This window comes from Skermanella mucosa, from assembly GCF_016765655.2.
Classification (GTDB): domain Bacteria; phylum Pseudomonadota; class Alphaproteobacteria; order Azospirillales; family Azospirillaceae; genus Skermanella; species Skermanella mucosa.
Map to the genome: position 1 here is coordinate 2,433,234 of NZ_CP086106.1, position 17,004 is coordinate 2,450,237.

The following is a 17,004-nucleotide window of genomic DNA, read 5'->3' on the forward strand; positions in this document are numbered from 1 at the left end:
CCTTCCTTGAGCACCAAGATCCCCGCGACGGTCATCACCGGCTTCCTCGGCGCCGGCAAGACCAGCCTGGTCCGCCACCTGATCGAGAACGCCCGCGGCCGCCGGCTGGCCCTGATCATCAACGAGTTCGGCGACCTGGGCGTCGACCGCGAGCTCCTGGCCGGCTGCGGCGTCGAGAACTGCCGGGAGGAGGACATCGTCGAGCTGACCAACGGCTGCATCTGCTGCACCGTCGCCGACGATTTCCTGCCGACCATCGAGAAGCTGCTGAACCAGCCGCAGCCGCCCGACCATATCGTGATCGAAACGTCCGGCCTCGCGCTGCCCAAGCCGCTGGTCAAGGCGTTCGCCTGGCCGGAGATCCGCACCCGCGTGACCGTCGACGGCGTGATCGCCGTGATCGACGCCGAGGCCGTCGCCGCCGGCCGTTTCGCCAGCGACCCGGAAGCCGTGCAGGCGGCGCGCGACGCCGACGACTCCCTGGACCACGAAAGCCCGCTGGAGGAGCTGTTCGAGGAGCAGGTCCAGTGCGCCGACATGGTCGTCCTCAACAAGGCCGACCGGGTCGATGCCGCCACGCTGGAGGCGGTGACCGCGACCGTCGCCAAGCATCTGCGCCCCGCCGTCAAGACGGTGGTGTCGGTCCAGGGCGGCATCGATCCGTTGGTCCTGCTGGGCCTGGGCGCCGCGGCGGAGGACGACCTGGACAGCCGCCCGTCCCACCACGAGCTGGAGGGTGAGGACCACGACCATGACGATTTCGACAGCTTCGTGATCGGCCTCGGCACGGTGGAGACTCCGGAAGCGGTCGAGGCGCGCATCCTGGCCGCTGTCGCCGCCCACGACATCCTTCGGATCAAGGGCTTCCTGGATGTGGCCGGCAAGCCCATGCGCCACGTGGTGCAGGGCGTCGGCGACCGTATCCAGCGCTACTACGACCGGCGCTGGAAGCCGGAGGAGGAGCGCCGGAGCGAGTTGGTGGTGATCGGTCAGCGCGGGCTCGACCGGGCGGCGGTCGAATCCATCCTGCGCGGCTGAGCCGCCATGCATCTGCTGGCCGCCCAGCCCGGCACCGTCTCCGACGGCAGCGAGGCCGTCGATCTCGGCCAGACCGCGGGCGACATCGTCTTCCTGTCGGCCGCCGACACCGAACTCGCCTGCCTGGCCTCGGCCCATGACAGGCTCGGGCCCGGCTTCCCTAGCCTGCGCCTCGCCAGCCTGCTCCAGCTCGGCCATAACCTCTCGATCGACATCCACGTCGAGCGGGTCGTCTCGAAGGCGAAACTGGTGTTGGTCCGCCTGCTGGGGGGAGAGCGCTACTGGCCCTACGGGATCGAGCAGGTGGCGGACGCCTGCCGGCGCGGCGGCATCCCGCTGGCGGTGCTGCCGGGCGACGACCAGCCCGACCCGGACTTGGCCCGTTTCTCGACCCTTCCGGGCGATGCGGTCCATCGGCTGTGGCAGTACTGCGTCCAGGGCGGCGTCGAGAATGCCGCCGGGTTGCTGCGCTACGCGGCATCGCTCATCGGCCGGGGCGGCGACGGTTGGCGGGAGCCGATGCCGCTGATGCGGGCCGGGATCTACTGGCCGGGACGCGACCGACCGGGGCTCGACGACCTGCGCCGGGCCTGGACGCCGGGCGCTCCCGTGGCGGCCATCCTGTTCTACCGCGCGCTGGAGCAGGCGGCCAACACGGCCGTCACCGACGCGCTGATAGACGCCCTGCGCGGGGCCGGGGTCAACGCCCTGCCGATCGCGACCACCAGCCTCAAGGAGAAGGTCGCGGCCGGCATCGTCGCCGACCTGCTGGCGCGGGCGGAACCCGACGTGATCCTCAACGCGACCTCCTTCGCCGTGTCCCAGCCGGGAGCGGCGCGGTCGGCGACCCCGTTCGACGGCTCGGACTGCCCGGTTTTCCAGGTCGTCTTCTCCGGCGGGTCGGAGGCGGCGTGGCGTGGCGGCACGACCGGCCTGTCCGCCCGCGACATCGCCATGAACGTGGCCCTGCCGGAGGTGGACGGCCGCCTGATCACCCGCGCCGTCAGCTTCAAGGCGGAGGCCCGGCGCCACGAGGCGACCCAGAGCTGGGTGCTGTCCTACAGGCCGGTCACCGACCGCGTTGGTTTCGTGGCGGCCCTGGCGGCCTCCTGGGCGCGGCTGCGCCGCACGCCGCCGGCCGAGCGCCGCGTCGCGGTCATCATGGCGAACTACCCGAACCGCGACGGCCGCCTTGCCAACGGCGTCGGCCTCGACACGCCGGCGGGCGTCGCGCGGTCGCTCCGGACACTGGCTGGGGCGGGCTACGCGGTCACCGGGGCGCCGCCGGATTCCGCCGCGCTGATGGAGCGGATCGGCGCCGGCGTGACCAACGACCTGTCAGCGCTGGACCGGCGCACGGTCTCCGAGACGCTGTCCCTGGGCGCCTACCGTACGTTCTTCGCGGCCTTGCCGGAAGCCGTCCGTACCGCGGTCACGGGGCGCTGGGGCGCCGCGGAGGAGGACCCGTACGTGCGGGACGGGCGGTTCCTGCTGCCCGCGATCCGGTTCGGCAACGTCGCCGTCGCGATCCAGCCGGCGCGGGGCTACCAGATCGATCCGTCCAAGACCTACCACGACCCCGACCTGGTGCCACCGCACGCCTACCTGGCCTTCTACGCCTGGGTCCGCCGGGCGTTCGACGCCCACGCCGTCGTCCATTTCGGCAAGCACGGCAATCTGGAATGGCTGCCGGGCAAGTCGCTGGCCCTGTCGGAGGAGTGCTTTCCGGAAGTGGCGCTGGGACCCGTCCCGCACCTTTATCCATTTATCGTCAACGATCCCGGCGAGGGGACCCAGGCCAAGCGCCGGGCCGCCGCCGTCATCATCGACCACCTGACCCCGCCGCTGACCCGGGCGGAGAGCTACGGCCCGCTCCGCGAGCTGGAAATGCTGGTGGACGAGTATTACGAGGCGGCCGGCGTCGATCCGCGCCGCATCGCCGTCCTGCGCGAGCGCATCCTTGAACTCAGCGCCGCGACCGGCCTGGACGTGGATTGCGGCGTCAGCCGGGACGACGAGCCGCAGGAGGCCCTGGCGAAGCTCGACAGCCATTTGTGCGAGCTGAAGGAACTCCAGATCCGCGACGGCCTCCATGTCTTCGGGGAGGCTCCCGAGGGCGGCCTGCTGACCGACCTGCTGGTGGCGCTGACCCGGCTACCCCGCGGCAAGGGGGAGGGGCGGGACGCCTCGCTGATCCGAGCGCTGGCGGCGGACCTGGAGTTGGGCTTCGATCCGCTGGATTGCGCCATGGCCGAGCCCTGGACGGGTCCGCGCCCGGCCGCCCTCGACACCGGCGGTGTCTGGCGCAGCCACGGCGACACCGTGGAACGGCTGGAGGAACTGGCCCGGCGGCTGGTCGCCGGCGATGCCGTTGCGGAGCCGGAATGGACCCGCGCCGGCATCGTCCTGGATTACATCCTGTCGGACCTTAAGCCGACCGTCGCCGCCTGCGGCGCCGCCGAACTGGAAGGCCTCCTGCGGGGGCTGGACGGCCGGTTCGTGGAGCCCGGCCCCTCCGGTGCCCCGACCCGCGGCCGGCCGGAGGTCCTGCCGACCGGGCGCAACTTCTATTCCGTCGATACCCGCGCCGTGCCCACGCCCGCCGCCTGGCACCTGGGCTGGAAATCCGCCTCCCGCGTGGTCGATCGTTACCTCCAGGAGAACGGCGACTATCCCCGCACCATGGCGCTATCGGCCTGGGGAACCGCCAACATGCGGACCGGCGGCGACGACATCGCCCAGGCGCTGGCCCTGATGGGAGCCCGGCCAACCTGGGACACCGGCACGGGCCGGGTGACCGGGTTCGAGATCATGCCGGCCGGCGTGCTGGACCGGCCGCGCGTGGACGTGACGCTCCGCGTCTCCGGTTTCTTCCGCGACGCCTTCCCCGCCCAGATGGATCTGGTGGACAGCGCCGCCCGGGCGATCGCCGATCTGGACGAACCCGACGACGTGAACCCCCTGGCCGCCCGCGTCCGGGCCGACGCCGCGGCGCTGGTGGAGGCCGGCGTCGATCCCGCTGCTGCCCGGCGCCGGGCCGGCCACCGGGTCTTCGGCTCCAAGCCGGGAGCCTATGGCGCCGGCCTTCAGGCCCTGATCGACGAGCGCGGCTGGGAAACCGAGAAGGACCTCGCCGAGGCCTATCTCGCCTGGGGCGGCTACGCCTATGGCGGCGGGGTGGACGGAGCGCCGGAACGGGTCCTGTTCGAAACCCGGCTCGGCTCCGTCCAGGCCGTCCTGCACAACCAGGACAACCGGGAGCACGATTTGCTGGACAGCGACGACTATTACCAGTTCGAAGGCGGAATGAGCGTCGCCGTGCGGACCCTGTCGGGCCGGGCACCGACCGTCTACCACAACGACCACTCTCGCCCGGAAAGCCCCCGCGTCCGGACCCTGGAGGAGGAGATCGCCCGCGTCGTCCGCGGCCGGGTGGTCAATCCCAAATGGATCGCCGGGGTCATGCGCCACGGCTACAAGGGTGCCTTCGAGCTGGCCGCCACCGTCGATTACCTCTTCGCCTTCGCCGCGACCGCGCGGTGCGTCCGGGACCACCATTTCGACGCGGTGTTCGACGCCTATGTGGCCGACGCCCAGGTCCGCGACTTCATGGCCGGGGCCAACCCCGCCGCACTGCGCGAGATGGCGGAGCGGCTGGCCGAGGCGCAGGATCGCGGCTTGTGGCGCCCGAAGTCCAATGCCGCCTACGATACGCTGAAGAATCTGAGCCGGGGAGAGACGCCATGAAGACCGAAGGCATGACCGAGGAAGAGATCAACGCGCGGCACGCCGAGAAGATGGCCAAGAAGAAGGCCGCCCGCGATCGCATGATCGCGACCAAGACCCTCGAGAAGGGGCTTCTGATCGTCCACACCGGGAAGGGCAAGGGCAAGTCCACCGCGGCCCTCGGCATGGTGATGCGGGGGATCGGCCACGGCTTCAAGGTCGGCATCGTGCAGTTCGTCAAGGGCAAGTGGGAAACCGGCGAGCGGGTCGTGCTGGAGCGCTTCGCCGACCAGGTCACCATCAACACCATGGGCGAGGGCTTCACCTGGGAGACCCAGGACCGCCAGCGCGACATCGCCGCCGCCCGCGCCGCGTGGGACCAGGCGGTCAGCCTGATCCGCGACCCGGCCTACAAGATGGTGCTGCTCGACGAGCTCAACATCGTGCTGCGCTACGACTACCTGCCGCTGGAGGAAGTAATCGAGGTCCTCCGCTCCAAGCCGGAGGACACCCATGTCATCGTGACCGGCCGCAACGCCAAGGACGAGCTGCTGGAGATCGCCGACCTCGTGACCGAGATGACCATGGTCAAGCACCCGTTCCGCGACGGCGTGAAGGCTCAGGCGGGCATCGAGTTTTGACGCACGCAATCATGTTCATGGGCACCGGCTCCGACGTCGGCAAGTCCATGATCGTCGCCGGGCTGTGCCGCGCCTTCACGAACCGGGGCCTCCGGGTCAGGCCGTTCAAGCCGCAGAACATGTCCAACAACGCGGCCGTCACGGCGGACGGCGGCGAGATCGGCCGCGCCCAGGCGCTCCAGGCGCGGGCCTGCCGGGTGGCGCCGGTCACCGACATGAACCCGGTGCTGCTGAAGCCCCAGACCGACATCGGCGCCCAGGTGGTGGTCCAGGGCCGCGTGGTCGGCGCCATGAAGGCCCGCGAGTACCAGACCCGAAAGGGCGAGCTGATGCCCGCCGTGCTGGAAAGCTTCCATCGCCTGGGCCGGGACGCCGACCTGATCCTGGTGGAGGGGGCGGGGAGCGCTTCGGAAGTCAACCTGCGAGCCGGCGACATCGCCAACATGGGCTTCGCCGAGGCCGCCGACCTGCCCGTCGTCCTGATCGGCGACATCGAGCGCGGCGGCGTGATCGCAAGCATCGTCGGCACCTGCGCGGTGCTGCCGCCGGCCGAGCGGGCGCGGCTCAAGGCCTTCCTGATCAACAAGTTCCGCGGCGATGCCAGCCTGTTCGACGACGGCTTGCGGATCATCCACGAGCATACCGGCCTGTCCAGCCTCGGCGTGGTCCCCTGGTTCGCAGAGGCCGACCGGCTGCCGCCGGAGGACGCCCTGGCCCTGTCCTCGCGGCGATCAGCCGAAGGCCGCGCGATCCGGATCGCCGTGCCCCAGCTCTCCCGGATCGCCAATTTCGACGACCTCGACCCGCTGCGCGCGGAACCCGACGTCACGGTCGAGATGATCCCGCCGGGCCGGCCGCTGCCGGGCGACGCCGATCTCGTCATTCTGCCCGGGACCAAGGCGACCATCCCCGACTTGGAGTTCCTCCGCGCCCAGGGCTGGCACATCGACCTCGCCGCCCATGTCCGCCGGGGCGGACACGTGCTCGGGATCTGCGGCGGCTTCCAGATGCTGGGCCGCCGCCTGGACGACCCTGCGGGCACCGAGGGCGCTCCCGGCGCCGTGGACGGCCTCGGCCTTCTCGATATCGAAACGATCCTGGACGGCCCCAAGACCCTGGTCGAGGTCACCGGCCGGCACCTCGCCAGCGGGGCGGAACTGCGCGGCTACGAGATGCATATCGGCCGGACCACAGGCCCCGCGCTGGACCTGCCCCTTCTCGACCTGTCCGGCCGCCCCGAGGGCGCCGTGTCTCCGGACGGCCGGATCGGCGGTTGTTACGTCCATGGAATGTTTTCGGCGGACGGGTTTCGCCACGCCTTCCTCTCCGCCATCCTCGACCGCGCCGAGAGCGGGCTGAACTACGAGGACACCGTCGAGACCACCCTGGACGCGCTGGCCCGCCATCTGGAAACCCACCTGGACCTGGACGAGTTGTTCGCAATTTCGTAGGTCTGCCTTCGCCCGAAGGGCGAACGCCGACGGCATACCGGAACGTTGGCGCGCGGTGTCGGCGTTCGCCTGACGGCGAAGGCCGACCTACGAAACCCGCCCTATAGCAGGAACGCCAGCGTCGCGATCAGCCCGGCCTGAAGGCCGCACGCGGCAGCCATGATGCGGAGCGCCCGGCGGATATCCTCGGAAGTCGCCTCCCGTCTGCCGCCTTCGCCCATCCAGGCATCGTCCACCACGACGGCCCCGTAGCGGCGCGGCCCCGCCAGCGCGAGGCCCAGCGCGCCGGCCATGGCGGCTTCCTGCCAGCCGGCGTTGGGCGACTTGTGCTTGCCGGCGTCGCGCAGCATGGTCTTCCAGGCCGCATGAGCGCGACGCAGCCGCTTGCCCCGCAGGGCGACGGCGCTGCCCAGAATGATGAACAGGCCGGCCAGCCGCGCCGGCATCAGGTTTACCAGATCGTCCAGCCGCGCCGCCGCCCAGCCGAAGGCTTGATGGCGCGGGGTCCGGTGGCCGATCATGCTGTCCGCCGTGTTGATCGCCTTGTAGGCTACCAGCCCGGGAAACCCCAGCACCGCGAACCAGAAGACCGGCGCCACGATGCCGTCGGAGAAGTTCTCCGAGCAGGACTCGATGGCCGCACGGCAGACGCCGTGCTCGTCCAGGCTCTCCGGGTCGCGCCCGACGATCATGGACACCGCCCGCCGCCCGCCCGCCAGCCCCCCGCCCTCCAGCGCCGATGCCACCGCCGCCACATGGGTGTAAAGGCTCCGCTGGGCGATCAGCGTGCTAGCCAGAAGGGCTTCCAGGACCCAGCCGAAGGGCATGGCCTCGAAAGCCAGGCTGGCGAGCCAGGCCGGGCCGGCGGTCAGTGCCAGAAGCAGCAGTGCCGCCACGACACCCGCCAGCCGCCGCGCCGCCGGCTTCCAGCCATCGCGGTTGAGATTCCGGTCCAGCAGGCCGACCAGCCGGCCGAACAGGACGACGGGATGGGGCAGGCGGGCATAGATCCAGGCCGGCTCGCCGAACGCCGCATCGATCCCCAGGGCCAGCAGGAGGACGGCGTCCTGGTTCATTCCCGGACGTCCACCACATGGAGGAACGACCCCATCACCGTGCCGCGCCGGGCGCCCATGCCGCCCAGCTTGTCGCCCCGCGCGTCGCGGACCCTGAACAGCGGCGGGTCGGCCTCCTCCGCCGTGATGCTGGCATAGTGGAACTCGTGCCCGCGCAGCACCGTACCGGCGGAGCCGAACGGCGTCGCCGAAACCGCCACGGCTTCGCGGTAGCCCAGGTGCAGCCGGCGCTTGGCGAAGGACGTCTCAAGCGGCAGCAGCCCGGCCATCGCGTGCCGGACTCCGTCGCCGTCCTCCAACGCCCTACCCAGCACCATGTAGCCGCCGCATTCCCCATAGACGACGGCCCCGCGCTCTGCGGCTGCCCTGGTGCCGCCCAGGAACCGCGCGGCCCCGGCGAGCCGCCCGGCATGAAGTTCCGGATAGCCGCCGGGCAGGAAGACCGCGTCGGCCCGACTGTCCGGCGCCTCGTCCGCCAGGGGAGAGAACGGCATCAGCTCGGCGCCCTGACCGGCCCAGGACGCCAGCAGATGGGGATAGGCGAAGACGAAGGCCTCGTCGCGGGCGACGGCGATACGCTGCCCAAGCGGCGGCAGCGGCGCACCCCCTGCCTCCGCCGGGAACGCCGCCGGTCGCGCCAGCCGGCGCAGGGCCGCGGTATCCACATGCCGGGCCACGGCATCCGCCGCCCGGTCCAGGAAGGCGTCCAGCCCCGCATGCTCCCCGGCAGGCACCAGCCCCAGGTGGCGGTCGGGCAGCTCCAGCGCCTCCAGCTTGGGCAGGGCGCCCAGCACGGGGATTCCGAGCGGTTCCAGGGCGGCCCTCAGCAGGGCCTCGTGCCGGGTGCTGCCGACCCGGTTCAGGATCACTCCCGAGACCGTCACGTCCCGCCGGAAGCTGGCGAAGCCATGGACCAACGCCGCGACCGACTGTGCCTGGGACTTGGCGTCCACCACCAGCACGACCGGCCATCCCGCGAGCGCCGCCAGGTCCGCGGTCGAGCCGGAGCCGTCCGCCGCTCCGTCGTAAAGGCCCATCACACCCTCGACCACCAGCAGCTCCGCGTCGGCCTCCGCCAGCCGCGCCAGCGTGGCCGGGCTCATCGCCCAGGGGTCCAGGTTCAGGCAGGGCCTGCAGCTGGCCGCCGCGTGGAACAGGGGGTCGATATAATCCGGCCCGACCTTCCGCGACTCCACCGCCACGCCGGACCGGCTGAAATGCCTCAGCAGCGCCAGGACCGTGACGGTCTTGCCGCTGCCCGAGGCGGGAGCCGCCAGCACGAGCCCCGGTGCCGCCACGGCCTCAGCCAGCCACGCCGCTGGTGGTCAGGATGCGGCCGGACAGGGCGCCCAGCCAGTCCAGCGCCGGCCGGAGCAGCACCACGTCCCCGACCACCACCATGGCCGGCGGCTCGATGCCGTGCTCCGCCACGTCCGATGCCGCGCGCTCCAGCGTCGTCTCCAGCACATGCTGGTTCGGCAGGGTCGCGTTGGTCACGATCGCGACCGCCTGGTCGCGCGGGCGCCCGGCCTCCATGAAGCGGTCCGCGATTAGGGCAAGGTGCTTCAGCGCCATGTACATGATGATCACCGGCGAGCCGCGCGCCACGGCGGTCCAGTCGATCGTGTCCGGCACCAGCCCGGAGGCGCTGTGCCCGGTCATGAAGGTCACGGCATGGTTCCGGTCGCGGTGGGTCACGGGGATGCCGGCATAGGCCAGGCCGCCGATCCCGGCGGTGATGCCGGGGATCACGCGGAACGGCACCTTGTGCTCGACCAGCATCAGCGCTTCCTCGCCGCCGCGCCCGAACACGAAGGGATCGCCGCCCTTCAGGCGCAGCACGCGCAGGCCCTGCCGCGCCAGTTCGACCAGCCGGCGGGAGATGTCGGGCTGCTTGGGCGACGGCCGGCCGCCGCGCTTGCCGGCGAACTCCAGTCGGCTTTCGGGCTGCGCCATGCCCAGGATGTCCGGCCCGACCAGCGCGTCATAGACGATCACGTCGGCGTGGCGCAGCGCGTGCCAGGCATGGAGGGTGAGCAGGCCGGGGTCTCCCGGGCCGGCGCCCGCGAGCCAGACCCAGCCGGGTTCGAACTCGGGGAAGGGGAGGGGTGAGGATGAGGGGATCATTGCCGCCACTTTACACCGCGTCTATAAGCCACGCCATGACCGACAAACCGGAAGACGTCCCCGATCGTCCCCTGCGCCGTGGCTGGACGACCGGAGCCTGCGCCACCGCCGCCACCCGCGCGGCCTACGCGGCGCTGCTCACCGGCGAGTTCCCGGACCCCGTGACGATCCGCCTGCCGGGCGGGGAAACACCCGCCTTCGCCCTGGCCTGGGAGGCGCTTGGCCCCGATCGCTGCGCCGCCGGCGTGGTCAAGGACGCCGGCGACGATCCCGACGTGACTCACGGCGCCCTGGTGATCGCGACCGTCGGCCGCGGCGCTCCGGGAACCGGCGTCACGTTCCGGGCCGGCGAGGGCGTCGGGACCGTCACCAAGGAGGGATTGCCGATCCCGCCCGGCGAGCCGGCGATCAACCCCGTTCCCCGCCGCATGATGTCGGAGGCGGTGGCCGAGCTGGCGGCGGCCCATGGCGACGCGGGCGACGTGGTGATCGAGGTCTCGATTCCAGGCGGTGCCGAGATCGCGCTCAAGACCTGGAACCCCCGCCTCGGCATCGTCGGCGGGCTGTCGATCCTGGGCACCACCGGCATCGTGGTGCCGTTCTCCTGCTCGGCCTGGATCCACTCCATACACCGTGGGATCGACGTGGCGCGGGCCAACGGGATCGACCATGTCGCAGGCTCGACCGGCTCCACCTCCGAACAGGCGGTCCAGCGGCTCCACGGGCTGTCCGATCTGGCGCTGCTCGACATGGGGGATTTCGCCGGCGGAATGCTGAAGTATCTGCGCCGTCATCCCGTGCCGCGCTTGACAATCGCGGGCGGTTTCGGCAAGTTGTCTAAAATGGCCCAGGGTTTCCTGGACCTCCATTCGGGCCGCAGTCAGGTCGATTTCAACTGGCTTGCCGACCGAATGGCCGAACTGGGCGCCTCGCCCGACGAAATCGAACGCACCCGACATTCCAACACCGCGAACCAAGTGCTGACCCGTGCGGTCGCCGCCGGCCTTCCGCTTGCCGACCTCGTGGCGGACCGGGCGCGGGCGGTGGCGCTGGACACGCTGCGCGGATGCGGCACCGACGTGGAGGTCCTCGTGTTCGACCGCAAGGGCGCGCTGGAAGGGTGCGCCGGCTTCGCCTCTACCCCTCCCGGCAAAGTGCTGATCCTCGGCGGCACGACGGAGGCGGCGGAACTGGCCCGCGGCCTGGAGGGCATGCCGGTGGTCACCTCCCTGGCCGGCCGTACCCGCGCGCCGGCCGCCCTGCCGGGAGAAGTCCGCATCGGCGGATTCGGCGGTGCCGAGGGACTGGCCGCCTATCTGAGGGACAATGCGGTCGCCGCCGTCATCGACGCCACACACCCCTTCGCCGCCACGATCTCCCGCAATGCGGAGGAGGCCTGTCGGCAGGCCGGCGTGCCCCGCCTGGCGCTGGTGCGGCCGGAATGGGTGGCCGGACCCGGCGACCGCTGGATCGAGGTGGACGACATGGAAGCCGCCGTGGCGGCGGTGCCGAGCGGTGCCCGCGCGTTCCTGACCGTCGGCCGCCAGGAACTCGGCCCTTTCGCATCCCGCGACGACGCCTGGTTCCTGGCGCGGGTGATCGACCCGCAGGAACCGCCGAGCCCCAACATAGTCCTGGTGACAGGGCGCGGTCCCTTCGACCTGGATGCCGAACGGACCTTGCTGGCCGACCACGGCATCACCGTCGTGGTCGCCAAGAACAGCGGCGGCGGTGCCAGTCAGCCGAAGCTTACCGCCGCGCGGGAGTTGGGAATTCCGGTCATCATGGTCCGCCGTCCCGCGCCGCCGGCCGGACCCCGCGCCGGCACCGCGGAGGAAGCGCTGGAGTGGCTTCACCGGACCTTGCGCTCGGGCCGCAGCACATGGACATGCTCCGGGTCGTAGAGCGCGCTGTCGCGGAAATCCTCCGCCGCCAGGACTCGGCCGACGATCACCAGCGCGGTGCGGGTGATCTTCGCCTCACGCACCTTCTCCCGGATGTCGGCCAGCGTGCCGCGGATCACCTGCTCGTCGGGCCAGGTCGCCCGATAGACCACCGCGACCGGGCAATCGGCGCCGTAGTGGGGCGACAGCTCCTCGACGATCCTGGTCATGTTGCGGATCGACAGATGGATCGCCAGGGTTCCGCCCGACCGTCCCAGGATATCGAGCGTCTCCGCGTTCGGCATCGGCGAGGACTTCATGGCCGTGCGGGTCAGGATGACGGTCTGCGAAACCTCCGGCAGCGTCAGCTCGGTCCGCAGCAGGGCGGCGGCCGCCGCATAGGCCGGCACCCCCGGCGTGATGTCGTAGGGGATGCCCAGCGCGTCCAGGCGGCGGATCTGCTCGCCGATCGCTCCGTAGAGGGAGGGATCGCCGGAATGGACCCGCGCCACGTCCTTGCCGTCCGCATGGGCGGCTTCGATCTCGGCCAGGATGTCGTCCAGCGTCAGGGGAGCGGTGTCCACGACCCGGGCGCCCTCCGGCGCATAGGCCACCACTTCGGGAGGCACCAGCGACCCGGCATAGAGACAGACCGGGCAGCGGGCGATCAGGTCGCGCCCGCGGATCGTGATCAGGTCGGGGGCGCCGGGGCCCGCGCCGATGAAGTGAACCGTCATGAGGGCTTTTCGTCCGGATGCTTCGCGGCATAGCCGCGGGGGGTGTAGACCCAGGTGCCGCCATCGCCGCGCGGCAGCGCACGGGTCTCGCTGGAGCCGATCAGGACGAGGGTCAGCATGTCCACGTCGGCCACGTCCAGGGCCGCCAGGGTGGTCACGGCGATGGTCTCGCCCGGCCGGCCCAGGTTGCGGGCCAGGATCACCGGCGTGGCGGCGGGACGGTGTTCCAGCAGGACCGCCTTCATGGCGGGAAGTTGCTCCGTGCGGCGGCGCGACACCGGGTTGTAGACGGCGATCACGAAATCGCCCTCGGCAGCGGCGCGGATCCGCCGCTCGATCACCGGCCAGGGAGTCAGCAGGTCAGACAGCGAGATGGTACAGAAGTCGTGGCCGAGGGGAGCGCCGGCCCGTGCCGCCGCCGCCTGGAGCGCCGAGATGCCGGGCGTCACCGCGATGTCGAGCCGCGCCCAATCCGCCCGTCCCTCGCGCTCGACCAGTTCGAACACCAGCGTTGCCATGGCATAGATGCCGGCATCGCCGCTGGAGACCAGGGCCACGTCGCGGCCCTCCGCCGCGAGGTCGAGGGCGACGCGCACACGCATCTCCTCAGCCCCCAGCTCATAGCCGTGCCGCCGCTTGCCGGCCGCAAGATCGCCGAGGAGATCGAGATAGAGATGATACCCGACGAGGTCGGTGGCACTTGCCAGCCAGCGGTCCGCCTCCGGCGTGCGCCAGCCGTCGCTGCCCGGCCCGATCCCGACGACCGAGAGCCGTCCGCGGCGTCGCCCGATGGTGTCAGCGTGGAGCGGCGCCGGCGCCAGCCCGACGGCGCAGGTCGCCCGCGCCGACTTCCGCTTCGGCACCGCCAGCGTTCCGCCCGACGCCGCCAGCGCCGCCCCTTCGGCGACCCCGTGGCAGCCGACCTCGCGGAACACCAGGTCGGACGGGTTGGCAAGGCGGGGGGCCTCCTCCTCCAGCCGGGCGGCGTCGAAGAAGCGGACCGGGACACCAAGATCGGCCGCCGCGGCATGGATCGCCGGCTCGTCCATCTTGACGTCGATCGAGCAGAGCGCCGCAACGGCCCCTTCGGTCAGGCCGGCGGAGGCCAGGGTTTCGCGCACCAGCGCCGTCACTTCCTCCGCCGAAGCGCCGCGCTCGCACCCGACGCCGACCGCCAGCACGGGAGGATGATAGACGAGGCAGGATTCGGAACCGGCTTCGGCCTGTTCCGTGACCCGCAATGTCAGGCTGCCGTCGGCCGAGAAGGGCAGGCGGGTGGCGGTCAGCCAGGGGGCCGTGCCTTCCAGCCGGACCCGCGCTCCCGCCATCAGGGCGGCGGTGAAGGGCTTGGCGTCCTCCGGGTTGGCGAGATGCCAGCCGGCCGGCGGCTCGTCCAGGGCCACGCCGAAATTCAGGTCTCCGGCGGTCGTGATGGCCGGCTCGATGCCCAGCGCCGCCGCCAGCCGGCGCGCCATGTCGTTGGCGCCATGGTGGCCGCCCAGCAGCGGGACGACCGCGCTGCCGTCCTCCGCCAGGGCCAGTACGGGAGGTTCGGCGCGCTTGTCCGACAGGACGGGACCCAGCGCGCGGATCAGGATGCCGGCGGCGAACACGCCGATGATCGGCGTGCCGGCCGCGAACAGCGCCCGCAGATGGTCGAGCGTGGCGGAGAAACTCCTGTCCGCCCCGGCGACCCGGTGGGCGAGCCCGTGGATCTCCGCGCCGGGCAGGACGGTCCGGGCGCCCGACGCGACCTCGAACCCGGATTGCGACAGGACGACGAAAACGGGTGCGCTCATGCCCAGGCCTCACCCCGGCGGTGGACCAGCACCATCGAGAAATAGGGAACGGAATCGGCGTCCACCTGGTCCAGCGGCAGCAGCCGCTGGTTCGCCATGGTGGCACGCTCCACGTAGCGCGACCGGCCGGCAAGGCCCAGCTCTTCCAGCACGTCCCTCACCTTGGCGAAATGACGCCCCAGCTTCATGATCGCGGCGGCGTCGGTCTGGGCGAGGCGCTCGCGCAGCAGGTCGGCCGGAAGTGGGGCGGGAAGCACGGTCAGCACGTCGTTCCGGGCTGCGAGCGGCGCTCCCAGGGCGGCAGCGCAGGCGGTCAGGGAGGAGACGCCCGGCACCACCTGCACCGGAAAGCGTTCCGCCATGCGGCCGAACAGGTACATGAACGAGCCGTAGAAGAAGGGATCGCCCTCGCACAGCACGGCGACGTCGCGCCCGGCCGCCAGATGGTCGCCCAACTCCGCCGCCGCGCGGTCGTAGACTTCCTGCGCCGGGAAGCGCTCGACCAGCATGGGCATGCGGATCGCCACTTCGGTCTGCCCGCCGGGCAGGTGACCGGCAACGATGGCGCGGGCCAGGCTGTCGCCATGTTCCGGAGCCGGGTATGCGACGACGGGGGAGGACCGCAGCAGGCGCAAAGCCTTCAGGGTGATCAGCTCCGGGTCGCCCGGCCCGACACCCAGGCCGTAGAGGGTTCCGCTCATGTCTTGTTCAGCGCCAGTTGGGTGACCGGCATCAGGGGACGCCAGCCGGAAAACGGGCCGACCGGTTCGGCCCTGGAGATAGCGATGCGGGTCAGGCTGCCGCCCAGCCGGGCATAGGCCCTGGTCAGCACCTGCTCGCCCTCGATGGTGACGGCGTTGGCGACCAGCCGGCCGCCGGGGGACAACGCTTCCCAGCAAGTCTCGAACAGGCTGGGTGCCGTGATGCCGCCGCCGATGAAGACCGCGTCAGGGGAAGGAAGCCCGGCCAGGGCCGCCGGCGCCTTGCCCTCGATGATGGAGAGCAGGGGACAGCCCAGCGCCTCGGCGTTCGCCGCGATCAGGGCGAGGCGGTCGCCGCGCGGCTCGATCGCGACGGCGCGGCAGGTGGGGTGATGGCGCATCCATTCCAGAGCGATGGAGCCGCAGCCGGCCCCCACGTCCCACAGCACCTGTCCGGGAACCGGCGCCAGGGCCGCCAGGGTCGCCGCCCGGACCTCCCGCTTGGTCAATTGCCCGTCGTGGTGGAAGGCTTCGTCCGGCAGCCCCGGCGTGCGCGGCAGCAGCGGCGCGCCGGGACCGGCGACGCACTCGACCGCGATCGTGTTCAGATCGGCGTACTCGTCCGCTTCGGCCCATTCCCGCCGCCGTTCGAGGGGGCCGCCCAGATGCTCCAGCACAGTGATCCGGCTGTCCCCGTAACCGCGCTGCCGCAGCAGATCGGCGACCTTCCCGGGCGTACCGCCGTTCTGGGACAGGATCAGCAGGCGGGCGCCGGGCTGGACATGGGCATGGAGCAAGGCCGCCGGACGACCGTGGAGCGACAGCGTCTCGACCTCCGCCCGCGCCCAGCCCATCCGGGCGCAGGCCAGGGCGAAGGCTCCCGGTGCCGGGATGACGATCATCTCACCGGCGGCAACCCGGCGCGACAGGGTGGCGCCAATGCCGTGGTCCATGGGGTCGCCGCTCGCCAGCACGCAGACCCTGCGCCCGCGCAGGCCGATCAGCCGCTCGACTCCCTCGCTGAAGGGTGACGGCCAGGCCAGCCGCTCGCGCCCGTCGCCGGGGATCATGGCGAGGTGGCGCTCACCGCCCATCAGCACCACGGCGGCATCGATCAGCCTGCGGCCGGCCGGAGACACGCCGTCCAATCCGTCCTCGCCGATGCCGACGACGGACAGCCACGCCCCGGCGGAGCCTGTCATGCCGAAGCCCCGATCGCGAGCGCATTGACCGCGGCCGACGCCATGGCGCTGCCGCCGCGCCGGCCGCGGACGGTGACGAAGGGAACGCCGCGCGGGTCGGCGGCCAGCTCGGCCTTGGATTCGGCGGCGCCGACGAACCCCACGGGAAAACCCAGGATCACCGCCGGGCGGGGCGCTCCGGCGTCCAGCAGTTCCAGCAGGCGGAACAGGGCGGTCGGGGCATTGCCGATCGCGACGATCGCCCCTTCCATGTGCGGCAGCCAGAGATCCAGGGCGGCGGCGGACCGGGTAGTGCCGAGCCCGGCGGCCAGGGCCGGCACGGCAGGTTCGGCCAGGGTACACAGCACCGGGTTGCCGGCCGGCAGGCGCGACGCCATGATGCCGGAGGCGACCATGCTGGCATCGGTCAGGACGACGGCCCCCGCAGCCAGCGCAGCCCGGCCGGCCGACATCACGTCCGGGCTCCAGGCGAGGTCGCGGACCAGATCGACCATGCCGCAGGCGTGGATCAGGCGGGTCGCCAACTCGGCCACGTCGGGCGGCAGGCCGGCCAAGTCCGCCTCCTCCGCGATCATCGCGAAGGAGCGGCGGTAGATCTCCGCCGGGTCACGCAGATAGTCCAT

Annotated in this window: 13 protein-coding genes; 5 read left to right on the top strand and 8 right to left on the bottom strand. The window is 71.6% G+C overall.

Annotated elements, in window-relative coordinates; all coding sequences use genetic code 11:
- Positions 1–6: 6 nt before the first annotated feature.
- From cobW to JL100_RS10995, 4 genes are read left to right on the top strand one after another with little or no spacing between them, the layout of a single operon-like run.
- Positions 7–1,038, top strand: a complete 1,032-nt coding sequence (gene cobW, locus JL100_RS10980) for a cobalamin biosynthesis protein CobW (protein ID WP_202679808.1) — start codon at positions 7–9, stop codon at positions 1,036–1,038.
- Positions 1,039–1,044: 6 nt separating this feature from the next.
- Positions 1,045–4,785, top strand: a complete 3,741-nt coding sequence (gene cobN / locus JL100_RS10985) for a cobaltochelatase subunit CobN (protein WP_202679807.1) — start codon at positions 1,045–1,047, stop codon at positions 4,783–4,785.
- Positions 4,782–5,405, top strand: coding sequence for a cob(I)yrinic acid a,c-diamide adenosyltransferase (gene cobO / locus JL100_RS10990; RefSeq protein WP_228421200.1), 624 nt, complete (start codon positions 4,782–4,784; stop codon positions 5,403–5,405). The genes cobN and cobO overlap by 4 nt, the downstream gene beginning before the upstream one ends.
- 11 nt (positions 5,406–5,416) lie before the next feature.
- A complete protein-coding gene (locus JL100_RS10995) occupies positions 5,417–6,856 on the top strand; it encodes a cobyric acid synthase (RefSeq protein WP_202679895.1) in 1,440 nt (479 codons plus the stop codon).
- Between the two features lie 101 nt (positions 6,857–6,957).
- Here JL100_RS10995 and cbiB read toward each other — a convergent pair whose 3' ends face one another.
- Genes cbiB through cobA form a run of 3 tightly spaced genes read right to left on the bottom strand, consistent with a single transcriptional unit; the run spans position 6,958 to position 10,059 of the window.
- Positions 6,958–7,932, bottom strand: coding sequence for an adenosylcobinamide-phosphate synthase CbiB (gene cbiB, locus JL100_RS11000; protein WP_202679806.1), 975 nt, complete (start codon positions 7,930–7,932; stop codon positions 6,958–6,960).
- Positions 7,929–9,230 (bottom strand): cobyrinate a,c-diamide synthase, encoded by a 1,302-nt coding sequence (locus tag JL100_RS11005; RefSeq protein WP_228421201.1) that lies wholly within the window; start codon positions 9,228–9,230, stop codon positions 7,929–7,931. The genes cbiB and JL100_RS11005 overlap by 4 nt, the downstream gene beginning before the upstream one ends.
- A 4-nt stretch (positions 9,231–9,234) precedes the next feature.
- Positions 9,235–10,059, bottom strand: a complete 825-nt coding sequence (cobA, locus tag JL100_RS11010) for a uroporphyrinogen-III C-methyltransferase (RefSeq protein WP_202679805.1) — start codon at positions 10,057–10,059, stop codon at positions 9,235–9,237.
- 35 nt (positions 10,060–10,094) lie between these two features.
- Here cobA and JL100_RS36680 point away from each other — a divergent pair, with 35 nt between their 5' ends.
- Positions 10,095–11,963, top strand: coding sequence for a cobalt-precorrin-5B (C(1))-methyltransferase (locus JL100_RS36680; RefSeq protein ID WP_323378482.1), 1,869 nt, complete (start codon positions 10,095–10,097; stop codon positions 11,961–11,963).
- On the opposite strand, the gene cobM is transcribed toward JL100_RS36680, so the two are convergent.
- The 5 genes from cobM to JL100_RS11050 are packed head-to-tail and all read right to left on the bottom strand — an operon-like array spanning position 11,912 to position 17,004.
- A complete protein-coding gene (cobM, locus tag JL100_RS11025; protein WP_202679804.1) occupies positions 11,912–12,679 on the bottom strand; it encodes a precorrin-4 C(11)-methyltransferase in 768 nt (255 codons plus the stop codon). The two genes, JL100_RS36680 and cobM, sit on opposite strands and share 52 nt — an antisense overlap.
- Entirely contained in the window at positions 12,676–14,478 is a 1,803-nt protein-coding gene (cobJ, locus tag JL100_RS36515; protein WP_202679803.1) for a precorrin-3B C(17)-methyltransferase, read from the bottom strand. The genes cobM and cobJ overlap by 4 nt, the downstream gene beginning before the upstream one ends.
- The gene (locus JL100_RS11040; RefSeq protein ID WP_202679802.1) at positions 14,475–15,179 is read right to left on the bottom strand and encodes a precorrin-2 C(20)-methyltransferase; all 705 of its coding nucleotides are present in this window, start codon (positions 15,177–15,179) and stop codon (positions 14,475–14,477) included. The genes cobJ and JL100_RS11040 overlap by 4 nt, the downstream gene beginning before the upstream one ends.
- Complete coding sequence (gene cbiE / locus JL100_RS11045; protein WP_202679801.1) at positions 15,176–16,381, bottom strand: precorrin-6y C5,15-methyltransferase (decarboxylating) subunit CbiE; 1,206 nt, start codon at positions 16,379–16,381, stop codon at positions 15,176–15,178. Before cbiE ends, JL100_RS11040 begins: the two co-directional genes overlap by 4 nt.
- Positions 16,378–17,004, bottom strand: coding sequence for a precorrin-8X methylmutase (locus JL100_RS11050; protein ID WP_202679800.1), 627 nt, complete (start codon positions 17,002–17,004; stop codon positions 16,378–16,380). Before JL100_RS11050 ends, cbiE begins: the two co-directional genes overlap by 4 nt.

Coding starts and splice junctions, on each gene's coding strand:
- JL100_RS11050 (WP_202679800.1), bottom strand. CDS start 17,004: ATGGACTATCTGCGTGACCCGGCGGAGATCTACCGCCGCTCCTTCGCG.
- cbiE (WP_202679801.1), bottom strand. CDS start 16,381: ATGACAGGCTCCGCCGGGGCGTGGCTGTCCGTCGTCGGCATCGGCGAG.
- cobM (WP_202679804.1), bottom strand. CDS start 12,679: ATGACGGTTCACTTCATCGGCGCGGGCCCCGGCGCCCCCGACCTGATC.
- JL100_RS10995 (WP_202679895.1), top strand. CDS start 5,417: ATGTTCATGGGCACCGGCTCCGACGTCGGCAAGTCCATGATCGTCGCC.
- cobJ (WP_202679803.1), bottom strand. CDS start 14,478: ATGAGCGCACCCGTTTTCGTCGTCCTGTCGCAATCCGGGTTCGAGGTC.
- JL100_RS36680 (WP_323378482.1), top strand. CDS start 10,095: ATGACCGACAAACCGGAAGACGTCCCCGATCGTCCCCTGCGCCGTGGC.
- cbiB (WP_202679806.1), bottom strand. CDS start 7,932: ATGAACCAGGACGCCGTCCTCCTGCTGGCCCTGGGGATCGATGCGGCG.
- JL100_RS11040 (WP_202679802.1), bottom strand. CDS start 15,179: ATGAGCGGAACCCTCTACGGCCTGGGTGTCGGGCCGGGCGACCCGGAG.
- cobO (WP_228421200.1), top strand. CDS start 4,782: ATGAAGACCGAAGGCATGACCGAGGAAGAGATCAACGCGCGGCACGCC.
- cobA (WP_202679805.1), bottom strand. CDS start 10,059: ATGATCCCCTCATCCTCACCCCTCCCCTTCCCCGAGTTCGAACCCGGC.
- cobN (WP_202679807.1), top strand. CDS start 1,045: ATGCATCTGCTGGCCGCCCAGCCCGGCACCGTCTCCGACGGCAGCGAG.